Raw genomic sequence first — 10,953 nt, forward strand, 5'->3', positions numbered from 1 at the left:
TAGGTTCAATAGGAAGTTAAACGGTAGAATCTTTCAGCCAGTGAATTCTACTCTCTTTCGTTTCTGGTCCTATTTACTAGTCCTAATCTGCACAGTTTATTTGGTTTTGTTACGAAATATTATGCTTTACACGTCGGAATATGTCAACTAAAATCTGAAAAATCAATTAGCTATCACAATATAAATCATATTCTACTTTTATTATAAATACAATCTATAGGACAAGCATTATATTTACGGAAAGAGGATGTTAGATGCGTACAGCCATAAAGAAACAAAATTGGATCTGGGAGTATATGAAATCATGAAACAACTAATAAATCATTATTTACTGATTACTTGCGGTTCCTTTATTCAAGGAATGGCTATGTCCTTGTTCCTTTTCCCTCACTCCATTCCGTCTGGGGGTTCGGCAGGAATAGCTGTCTTGCTAAATTACTGGTTTGGCGTGCCACTAAGTATTGCACTTTGGGCAGTTAATTTTTCCTTACTTGTAGCAGCCATTTATTGGTTAGGCAATGCAAGTACAATTGGAACGATGTACGCTATTACGATGACATCAGTAAGTGTCCAATTGTTCGAGCTTAATATATTTGTACATCAAGCACCAATCTTAATCGATATACTCTTAGGTTCTGCTACATTAGGAATAGGCGTGGGTATGCTGCTTAGACAACAGGTTTCAAACGGTGGAATGGGTGTGCTCGCATTAATTGTAACGAAATATCGAAACGTTGCTCCTGGTAAACCCTTGCTTTTATTGAATGGATTTATTTTTATACTTACTGGATCTATTATTCAATGGATTATTGTGTTAGAAGCTATCTTTGTTCAATTTATATCAACAAAGCTAATTAATATTGTCTATAATTGGAGGTTTCCGCGAATATATTTTCCTGTGCTTAGCATTCGTAAAAAGAAATCCTAACTTTTTCTTAGGACAACATTTATTCCTCTTACTAGAAGCATATTCTCGTATGTAGAGTAAATGCGAAAGGATGTGCCTCTAATTGAAACATATATGGAAAGTCACCTTTATAAGCGCTCTCTTGGTGCTACTCACGCTTAGCGCGTGTGCTAATTCTAATAAGGAAGCTGAGGTTGATAACTTCCCAAGTAAGACGATTCAGCTTATTGTGGCATATTCGCCTGGTGCTGCTACAGATACCCAGGCACGAATTATAGCTAAGTACGCAAATAAATATTTAAATCAGGAATTAGTCATCGTAAATAAACCTGGAGGTGGAGGTCAAGTCGGGTGGAACAATTTCACAACAGTTAAGCCCGATGGTTACACATTAGCTGTATATAATCTTCCACATATCATAAGCCAGCCTTTAGTAAATGATACAACTTTTTCAGTGGATACATTTGAACCGGTTGTCAATTGGGGTGGTGATCCAACCGTTTTTGCAGTACGAGCGGATAGTGACATTAACAGCCTTGAAGATTTAATCAAACAAGCTCAAGCATCGCCAAATACCGTTACAGTTGGTAATGCTGGTAAATATGTAGGGCAACATTTAGCGATCTTGCAGTTAGAAGATGCTGCTAAGGTAAAATTAGAAGATGTTCCCTATCAAGGCTCTGCTGATGCAATAGCTGCTTTACTAGGTGGTCATATTGACGTAGTGTCAGGCAACCTTTCCGATATATATCGTCTAGGTGAAGAAGTAAAGCCACTCGCAATAGCAAGCGAAGAAAGACATCCATTTGATCGAGATATTCCTACTTTTGGAGAGCTTGGATATCCAGAGGTAGTAATGAGTACAGACCGTGGTATCGCAGCCCCTGAAGGAACCCCGAAAGAAATCATCAGCAAATTAGAAGAAGCTTTTATGGAGCTACTAAACGATGAGGAGTTTATAAAAGAGATGGAAAAAGCCGGAGCCGACCTTCTTATTATGGATCGAGAGCAAGTACTAGATGAAATGGAAAAAAGACAAGAAACTTATGAGGGATTGTTAAAAAATATTGGTGTAATCGAATAAACATAAGGGGAAAGAGTACATTGACTCTTTCCCCTTTTCATTCTCAAAAGGTTTAAAATATCATTGGGTAGCCTTACTAAAAGAAAACTTGCTTATACGTTTAATACAGTAAAGATTGTTGGAACTGGTACTTGAATGATTTGAGAGAAGATCAAATATAAAAAGGCCGTAAACACTATTGTTACGATAAATACAGTCCATAACCGGATATCCTTATTCTTTTTAACAAATACTAAGTAGCACGGAACTGCTAACATAAGCATAATCACCTGTAAATAATAGCCTGTAATACTAGTCAATACACTTAAAAATGCAACAATGCACACAATAGGAAGTGAACTCCATTTATAGGACATAGCATTATTTCCCTGGTTCTTTTCAGCTCTAATTGCTTTCAAGTACTCTACAACGATTAAAAGTAAAACGACTCCAAGAACAATCTGCGGAAATATCCTTTGTTCTAACTGAAAATTTTGTAATAAGATTAATCCTGTAATTACAAGAACAGCTGCAAGTTGCCATAGAATTCCCTTTAAGGATAGGAAATTCACTTTTTTCGAGGACCGTAATTCAATTGATTTTAATTTTATCTGTTGATAGATAGAAATTGAAATTGTTATGACTACTAACGCGCATAAAATAATGTTGATACTACCGCTTAAAAACATAGATAGAATTGAACCATTAGCTTTCCCTACTTGGATACCATGTAACAAACCTTGCTCGGCAATTGGTCCAAGTATAAAACCTAAAGCGACAGGAGCTGCTGCAAAGCCGAACTTATCTAAGATAAACATGACGATACCGACCATAACAACAGTATAAATATCAAAGACATTATTTTGCATACAAAAAGCACCAATAATAGAGAATGAAAGAATTACAGGTGCCATTATAAAAGTAGGGATTTGTGACAGTTTTGTCATGTACTTAATCATTGCTAAGCCCAAGAATAACAATAATATTTGTGCCCCTACCATACTGAACAGAAAAGTGTAAGCCACATCTGTATTTTCTACAAATAAGGATCTTCCAGGCCAAATACCATGAATTAAAAGTCCACCAAGGAATATTGCTGCTGTTGGAGAACCAGGAATTCCTAATGTTAATAACGGAATTAAGGAACCCCCAACCATTGCGTTATTAGCACTCTCAGAAGCTATGATACCTTTCTTTTCTCCTTTACCGAATCCTTCTTTATCTTTTGAAAAACGCTTTACTTCATTATAAGCAAGTATACTTGCAATATTACCACCTGCCCCTGGTATCATACCGATAAAGGCACCAACTAGACTTCCGATTCCTAAAGATTTAGGTTTTTTTAAAACATCGGAAAAGGATTGTCTTATTGTCGATTTTTTGATTTTATAAATTAGTGGTCGAGGATGATTAATGGCAGTTAAATGTTCAATCAATCTTAATGCTTGTGGAAAAGCAAATAGACCGATTAATATCGCAACTACATGAAATCCCCCTATTAAACTCTCAGAACCGAATGTAAATCGAGGCAATCCTGTTACTGTGTGGATCCCTACGAAAGAAAGATAGATACCAATACTTCCACCTAATAAATTTTTGGATATTGATCCATCTGAAATGGCTGCGATGACAGTTAACCCAAAAATGGCAATCCAAAAATTTTCGGTTGGGCCGAATTGCAACGAAAACTCAGAAACAATCGGTGCAAAAAATAGTAGTAAAACCATGCCGAATATCCCGCCAAACACAGAAGCAATTGTTGATACTTCTAGTGCTTTTCGGGCCTCGCCATTTTGTGTCATTGGAAATCCATCAAATGTAGTGGCTACTGATGCCGGAGCTCCTGGAACGTTAAATAATATAGCAGGAATGGATCCTCCATATACACTCCCACAATAAATTCCTCCCAATATTATTAGCCCTTCGGTAGCACCTAATGAGAATGTAAAAGGAATTGTTAAGGCTACACCCATTGTGGGTGTTAATCCAGGTAGAGCTCCGACAACAATGCCAAGAAATAACCCAAGGAATAATATGATTAAATAACGGAACTCAAAGGCTTGCCAGAAAACATCCATATCCCTAACCCCCATAACTAAGCTAGGATATGATATTCACCCATTCGGATTTATGTGTTAACTCTCTTTCTCACTAGATACATCTACTTTCTTCCCACCAACTGTCAAATAGGAATAAACTTCTAAGTCAGGCTTTAACTTAGCCAAACCTTGTAAGTATGGTTCAACAAGATCTTTAAAGTCAGCCTCTACCCCTTCATCTTCTAGTTGACCATATACATACATCTTTTTTTGTTCCATTAAGAAAGCAATGTACCCTACAGCTTTATTTTTATCATCTACAACATTTAATACCTGGGCATCTTCTCTTAAAAATTCTGGTGAAAAATAAATTTGCAACGTAAGTCCTCCTTCATTATTCTGTGGATAACTGTAATTTTTTAAAGACTGATTCAGAATTTTCATCTTCTTGTTGCGCTGGACTTTTTGCATGGATTAATGTTAGACATAAAATCGCAACAAGCAAAGTAAGCCCTGCGGTTGCAAGAAACATTGGAGTTCGTCCAATTCCCATTAACCACCCATAAATCGGTGGACCGGCCGCTACACCTAAAAACCTGACAGATCCGTATAAAGAAGTTACAAAGCCTCTCCTTTCTTTTCCAACAGAGCCCGTTATGAGACTGTTCAAACAAGGAAGAACCAATCCAGTACCAATACTGCTGATAACCAAAACAGAAAAGAATGGTACTAAGCTTGTAAAGAAAGTTAAAGAAGCAAATGAAATGGTCATTAATAACAACCCTAGAACGATCAAACGCTTCATTACTTGCATATTCTTCCCTATTTTGCTTCCTGTAACAAAAGAAGTTGTCATTTGAAACAGTAACGGTACAGCTAGTATCGCCCCTTTTAAAACCCCATCCATTCCATAATCTTTTTCTAACACGTCTGAAATATAAAAAAGGATTCCAAAAAGTGTAAAGAGACAGGTTGCACCAGCTAAATAGGTAGTAAATAACCAACGACCTTCATGTTTAAATACAGAAAATAAGCCCTTTACGTAATTTCCTATGGATGGTGGTTGTTTCTTTTTCTTTTTTTCTTTCACGAAAAACATATTTAGAAGTACAGAAACAAGACAGAAAATCGGGAACCCCCAAAAAGGACCATACCACACAATTAGAGCAAGTAATGAACCTACAATCGGTGATAAAACCTTCCCAAACCCATTGGATGCTTCAATAAGTCCTAGAACTTTACTTTGCTGACCACCTTTAAACAGGTCGCCTGCTAGTGCCATTGCAATAGGAGCTGTACCTGCTGCACCAATCCCCTGCATTGCTCTTCCTGTTAATATCCACGGGTAGGCACTATCAAACCATGCGGAGGCGGCACCCGCTAGTAATCCCCCAAGCCCATAAAGAATTAATGCTGGAACAATGATCACTTTTCTAGAGAACCGATCTGAAAAGTAACCTAAAATTGGGATAAATATAGCTGCTGTAACCGAAAATATTGTAATGGTTAAGCTGACTTTAAATGAACTCAAGTTCAATTCCGATTCCATCTTTGGTAAGATAGGAATTAACATGGAATTTCCAAGTGTCATAATGAGAGGGATGGAACTGATTGCTAATATGATTAACCCTTGCTTTGATTTTGCCAAGGTGACTGCTCCTTTCGGATGACGATTACCACATAGATAGCTTGGATTAAAATAGCCAATTCATACAGTAAATACAGAGGAAAAAAGTGGGATAAAAAAATACCCACCATGACTGGTGGATATTGCCATTATAATAAAGACTTAGCTAACAATTCATATGAGTACTGCCTTGAATCATAATCGTTAGTGATTGTTACTATCATAATCTCATCTAAAGGTGAGCTGTTAAATATATCCTTTATTTGTTCCGATACGGACATCGCTGTACCGTAAAGCATATTATTTTTATACTGGTTAAACATAGTTAACTCATCAGAAGACAGGTTTTGCTTTTTGTCTTTTTTGGGGTTTATTCGTGTTATAAGGTACTCTGTTACTAACCTTTGAGCTATTTCTTCTGTATCCGCACAAATAACAGATATCGTGACGATTGCATATGGTTTATGCATATATTCATTGGGTATAAAATGTTGTTTATAGTTTTCTATAATGTTTTCCCCACTATGTTCACTCATAAACCGACCAAAACAATAACCAGTACTAGTATTAGCTGCAAGTTCCCCGCTTTTAGGACTTGTTCCTAATATCCATGGTATTGGAGGTGTCTTCGGTTGTGGTAAAGCTTTTGTATTAGCAAACATATGATCACTTGGAAAATCATCATAAATAAAATGGAGTAGCTCCTCTATTAATTCGGGCGTTTGTTTAACATTTGCTAAGAAATTACCAGATAGTGCAATGGATGCTTCTGCTGATCCTCCAGGGGCACGTCCAATCCCTAAATCTATTCTATCCGGAAATAACGTGCCCAACATATTAAAAATCTCCGCAACTTTGTATGGTTTATAGTGAGGTAATAGAGTAGCACCTGATCCTATTCTAATCTTACTCGTTTTCATCCCAAGGTAGGTTAGCAGTACTTCTGGAACCGAACTTGCTAATTTGTCCATTCCATGATGCTCTGCAACCCAATAACGAGTATAACCAAGTTTCTCTGCAACCTGAGCTAATGTAACTGTTGATTCCAATGCGTCTAGAGCAGTGACACCATTAACAATAGGTGATTGATCTAAAATACTTAACTTCAAAAAAGGTGACTCCCTTCCATTATAGTATCGTATAATAGTAACTTTTATTGGACATCTGAGTAAACCGCAAAAAAAGATAGAAAAGACACCCCTATAGGGTGCCCTTATCATACAATTAGTTTACTTCTAGCGTCCAATTAAATAAATCTTCCTCGATACCATACTGAATTCCAGTTAGGGTATCATATAATTTTTTGGCTATTTGGCCAGTCTTATGATTATTTATTACTAACGTATTTCCTTGCCATGCAAGCTCTCCAATTGGAGAAATAACTGCTGCTGTTCCTGCTCCAAATGCCTCTTCAACTAATCCCTGTTGGTAGCTTTCATACAGTTCCTCCATTGAAATTTTTCGTTCTGATACAGGAATATCCCAATGCCTTAATAATTGTATTACTGAATTTCTTGTGACACCTTCTAAGATACTACCATTTAACTCAGGTGTCACAACTTCTCCATTAATTTTAAAGAAAACATTCATGCTACCAACTTCTTCGATATACTTTTTCTCTAAACCGTCTAACCAAAGAACTTGCGCATACCCCTTATCTGCAACTAATTCTTGTGCTTTTAAACTAGAGGCATAGTTTCCTGCAGTTTTGGCTTCTCCTGTCCCACCTTTTACAGCTCGAACGAAATCATTCTCGACTGCTATTTTCACCGGATTTATTCCTTCTTTGTAATAAGCCCCTACAGGCGAAAGAATAATAATAAACTGATATGCTTTTGAAGGAGCTACCCCTAAATATGGTTCAGTAGAAATAATAAAAGGACGAATATAAAGAGATGTTCCAGATGTACTAGGAACCCATTTCTTATCAATGCTTACTAGTTGTTTGATAGCATCTATCGCAAACTCTTCGTCAATTCTTGGTATACACATACGGTCATTAGACCTGTTTAAACGCTCCATATTTTTATTAGGTCTGAACAGCTTTACTTTTCCTTCTTTTGTTAAATAAGCCTTCAACCCTTCAAATACAGTTTGACCATAATGAAACACGATAGAAGCTGGGTCAAGCATGAGAGGTTGATATGGTACGATTCGAGAGTTATGCCAACCTTTACCTTCCTTAAAATCCATGATAAACATGTGATCTGTGAAGTGTCTACCAAACGCTAAAGATTCGTCAGATGGCTTTACTTTTAATGAATTACTTTTTTCAATGCTTATACTATGTTCTGTCATAACTATGTCTCCTTGTCAGCTAGTTTAAGATATATGTATAAAGTAAACTATTATTATCTATAAAGACTATTTTATTACTAATTTGTTATCTAACACAACCATTTACAGTTAAAAATTCTTACTATTTGGATATAACATTCTTTCTAACCATGCTATTGCGATGAGACAGAAATGCAAATCATGATTACTATTTATAATTTAGATCCTTTTTTCGTTTTTTCATAGTTAGCAAGAAGATATTTTGTGGTAATATATTTATATCTTCTAAGAGGAGTTGCGTGGAATGGAAACAATTGTTCAGGGGGAAAATGTTCACCGTTTTGAAGCTGCCTATAATCGTATTCACAATAAGTTAATGGAATTAGTGAGTAAATCAAGTGATCATGCTGCCTATGGTGAAGTTTTACAGGCTGCCCGCAAACTTCATAATGTTGTCCGTTATAATTACGATACGTTAAAACAATTCGGAAAACTAAGAAATGCATTGGTGCATCGAAAAGTCCGTCAAGATTTTTATATCGCAGAACCTCATCAAGAAATCGTACAAGAAATAGAACGTATTTGTGAATTAATGTATGAACCACCACTTGCATTATCAATTGCCTCACAACCTGTTACGAGTTTCCACCCGACAACTTCTATCCAAACAATCTTGGAAGCGATAAATGATAGTGGTTTTTCCCAGTTTCCGATTGTCAATGAAATTGGATTCCATGGCTTGTTAACAGAAGGAGGCATTGCCAAATGGCTTTCCTGCAATATTATAGATAGTCTAGTTTCCTTACACGATGTTACTGCAAAAGATATATTGGAATATGAGAAGCCACACAATGTTAAATTTTTAGACCGAAACAGTTCTATATACGATTTAGAGGCAATATTTGAAACAAGTTTTGACGATAACAAGAAATTAGAAGCAATTTTAATTACACATAGTGGATCAAAAAAGCAAAAACCAATAGGAATTGTCACTTCGTGGGATTTAGTAAAAATTGACCATGCAAACGTAACCATTGCTAGCCATGTATAACCAAACTTTTCTTCTTTAAGGAGGGATTAACCATTCAAGATGTTATTAGAATACTGGCTGAAATAGTAAATATGTGCCATGATATGCTTATTGAATTGTTTAAAACGATGGGATTCTCATTAACAGATAAACAACTACACTTTTGGATTATCGGTTTTATTGGTCTGTTTTCATTTTTTATTATTTATTTTGTTTTTAAATGGATTCAACAATTAAAGTGGAGTACCACTATCATCTCCTTTATCTATACTTTCACGATGATGGTCGTATTAGTATTCGCTATCGAAATTCAGCAGGCCATTACAAATCGCGGGAATATGGAATTTGCGGATGCTGTGGTTGGCCTTTGGGGATTTATCGTTTTTTTTCTTATTTATGTAGCCATAGCTTTGTTTATATATGTAATTTCTTACCTGTATAACAAACGCAGATAATTTCTGATATAATAAATACCCTGTTTCCGTGGAAACAGGGTATTTTCTATGGCTTACATACCAGCAACAGTTGGTAATTTAGATGACCCCATCAGATACTCATCTACTGCGTAAGCTACTTCACGACCTTCGTTAATAGCCCAAACGATTAGACTTTGTCCTCTTCTAGCATCACCTGCAGCAAATACGCCTTCTACATTAGTAGTGAATTCACCGTATTCTGCTTCTACTTTTCTATTGACTGTATTTATTCCAAATTCCTTCAATAATGGTTGTTCTGGACCTTCGAAACCAATCGCAATAAGGACTAGTTGGGCTGGCCATACTTTTTCCGTTCCCGGAACTTCTTCGTAAACGAACATACCATTTTCATCTCTTGTTTTTTTCATTTCAATCGTATGAAGTTCTTGTAACTTTCCGTTTTCATCAGCAACAAACTTCTTTGTTTGGATGCAATATTGGCGAATATCTTCCCCAAATTTAGCCTTCGCTTCTTTATGAGCATAATCTAAGCTAAAGACTTGTGGATATTCAGGCCACATATTATTAGAAGTTCTTGCCATCGGTAATTGTGGGTGTTTACCAAACTGGACAACACTGTTAGCACCTTGACGTAGTGCTGTTGCAATACAGTCTGCTCCTGTATCTCCACCACCAATAACGATTACATCCTTACCTTTAGCGTCAATGTAGTTACCATCTTCTAAGTTAGAGTCTAGTAAGCTTTTAGTGGAAGTAGTTAAAAAGTCCATAGCAAAATGTACACCTTCTGCTTCACGACCCTTAATTACTAGATCACGTTGTTTCTGAGCTCCCGTACAAACAATAACAGAATCATACTGTTGTTTTAACTCATCAGCCGTAATATCAGTACCTACTTCTGTATTTAATACGAAAGAAACACCCTCTTGTTCTAACAACTTTATTCTACGTGCTACTACATCTTTTTCTAGTTTCATATTAGGAATACCGTAAGTTAACAATCCACCAGCACGGTCAGCACGTTCGTAAACCGTTACGTTGTGACCAGCTTGATTTAACTGGTCAGCACTAGCCATCCCTGCCGGACCTGAACCAATAATTGCCACCTTTTTACCTGTGCGCTTCTCAGGTATTCTTGGTGTAATCCAACCATTTTCAAATCCTTTATCAATAATTGCTTGCTCAATATTCTTAATAGCTACTGCAGGATCAGAAATAGCTACTGTACAAGACCCCTCACATGGCGCTGGGCAAACACGTCCAGTAAACTCAGGAAAATTATTAGTCTTCATCAAACGTTCTAATGCTTCTTTCCATTTTCCTTTATAAACTAAATCATTCCACTCCGGAATTAAGTTGTAAACAGGGCAACCAGACGTTGCCCCTCCTATTTCCATTCCAATATGACAGAAAGGTGTACCACAATCCATACAACGTGCACCCTGCCTGCTCATTACTTCATCCGAGAAAGGAGCAGAATATTCTTTCCAGTCATTTAAGCGTTCGATTGGATCACGTTGCGTTGCTTCTTCGCGCTTAATTTCCATAAAACCTGTTGCTTTTCCCATATTCC

General features: G+C 36.6%; 10 protein-coding genes and 1 other annotated feature (1 of these 11 running past the window's edge). Of the genes, 4 read left to right on the forward strand and 6 right to left on the reverse strand.

Annotation, left to right across the window (positions count from 1 at the left end):
- Positions 1–99, reverse strand: a binding site (T-box leader); it reaches 112 nt to the left of the window's first position.
- 205 nt (positions 100–304) lie between these two features.
- Positions 305–928, forward strand: coding sequence for a YitT family protein (locus H7K77_RS08205; RefSeq protein WP_186577320.1), 624 nt, complete (start codon positions 305–307; stop codon positions 926–928).
- Positions 929–1,010: 82 nt separating this feature from the next.
- A complete protein-coding gene (locus tag H7K77_RS08210; protein ID WP_186577322.1) occupies positions 1,011–1,991 on the forward strand; it encodes a tripartite tricarboxylate transporter substrate binding protein in 981 nt (326 codons plus the stop codon).
- A gap of 92 nt (positions 1,992–2,083) precedes the next feature.
- Here H7K77_RS08210 and H7K77_RS08215 read toward each other — a convergent pair whose 3' ends face one another.
- From H7K77_RS08215 to H7K77_RS08235, 5 genes are all read right to left on the reverse strand, one after another.
- Positions 2,084–4,048, reverse strand: a complete 1,965-nt coding sequence (locus H7K77_RS08215; RefSeq protein WP_186577324.1) for a tripartite tricarboxylate transporter permease — start codon at positions 4,046–4,048, stop codon at positions 2,084–2,086.
- Between the two features lie 57 nt (positions 4,049–4,105).
- Complete coding sequence (locus tag H7K77_RS08220) at positions 4,106–4,387, reverse strand: hypothetical protein (protein WP_186577326.1); 282 nt, start codon at positions 4,385–4,387, stop codon at positions 4,106–4,108.
- 16 nt (positions 4,388–4,403) lie between these two features.
- Complete coding sequence (locus H7K77_RS08225) at positions 4,404–5,600, reverse strand: MFS transporter (RefSeq protein WP_186577683.1); 1,197 nt, start codon at positions 5,598–5,600, stop codon at positions 4,404–4,406.
- A 185-nt stretch (positions 5,601–5,785) separates the two neighbouring features.
- The gene (locus H7K77_RS08230) at positions 5,786–6,745 is read right to left on the reverse strand and encodes an LLM class flavin-dependent oxidoreductase (protein ID WP_186577327.1); all 960 of its coding nucleotides are present in this window, start codon (positions 6,743–6,745) and stop codon (positions 5,786–5,788) included.
- Between the two features lie 115 nt (positions 6,746–6,860).
- On the reverse strand, positions 6,861–7,934 hold the full coding sequence (locus tag H7K77_RS08235; RefSeq protein WP_186577328.1) for a branched-chain amino acid aminotransferase: 1,074 nt from the start codon (positions 7,932–7,934) through the stop codon (positions 6,861–6,863).
- Positions 7,935–8,217: 283 nt separating this feature from the next.
- Here H7K77_RS08235 and H7K77_RS08240 point away from each other — a divergent pair, with 283 nt between their 5' ends.
- Complete coding sequence (locus H7K77_RS08240) at positions 8,218–8,964, forward strand: CBS domain-containing protein (RefSeq protein WP_186577329.1); 747 nt, start codon at positions 8,218–8,220, stop codon at positions 8,962–8,964.
- A gap of 71 nt (positions 8,965–9,035) precedes the next feature.
- Positions 9,036–9,398: a hypothetical protein gene (locus H7K77_RS08245; RefSeq protein WP_222599277.1), complete on the forward strand. Its 363-nt coding sequence runs from the start codon at positions 9,036–9,038 to the stop codon at positions 9,396–9,398.
- A 53-nt stretch (positions 9,399–9,451) separates the two neighbouring features.
- On the opposite strand, the gene gltD is transcribed toward H7K77_RS08245, so the two are convergent.
- Positions 9,452–10,948, reverse strand: a complete 1,497-nt coding sequence (gene gltD, locus H7K77_RS08250; RefSeq protein WP_186577330.1) for a glutamate synthase small subunit — start codon at positions 10,946–10,948, stop codon at positions 9,452–9,454.
- Between the last annotated feature and the right edge of the window lie 5 nt (positions 10,949–10,953).

This window comes from Aquibacillus kalidii, assembly GCF_014280935.1.
GTDB lineage: Bacteria > Bacillota > Bacilli > Bacillales > Amphibacillaceae > Aquibacillus_D > Aquibacillus_D kalidii.

Bases quoted from the DNA above. Each gene is read 5' to 3' on its own strand.
- H7K77_RS08205 (WP_186577320.1), top strand. From the start codon at position 305: ATGAAACAACTAATAAATCATTATTTACTGATTACTTGCGGTTCCTTT.
- H7K77_RS08215 (WP_186577324.1), bottom strand. From the start codon at position 4,048: ATGGATGTTTTCTGGCAAGCCTTTGAGTTCCGTTATTTAATCATATTA.
- H7K77_RS08225 (WP_186577683.1), bottom strand. From the start codon at position 5,600: ATGACACTTGGAAATTCCATGTTAATTCCTATCTTACCAAAGATGGAA.
- H7K77_RS08235 (WP_186577328.1), bottom strand. From the start codon at position 7,934: ATGACAGAACATAGTATAAGCATTGAAAAAAGTAATTCATTAAAAGTA.
- H7K77_RS08240 (WP_186577329.1), top strand. From the start codon at position 8,218: ATGGAAACAATTGTTCAGGGGGAAAATGTTCACCGTTTTGAAGCTGCC.
- H7K77_RS08245 (WP_222599277.1), top strand. From the start codon at position 9,036: ATGTGCCATGATATGCTTATTGAATTGTTTAAAACGATGGGATTCTCA.
- gltD (WP_186577330.1), bottom strand. From the start codon at position 10,948: ATGGGAAAAGCAACAGGTTTTATGGAAATTAAGCGCGAAGAAGCAACG.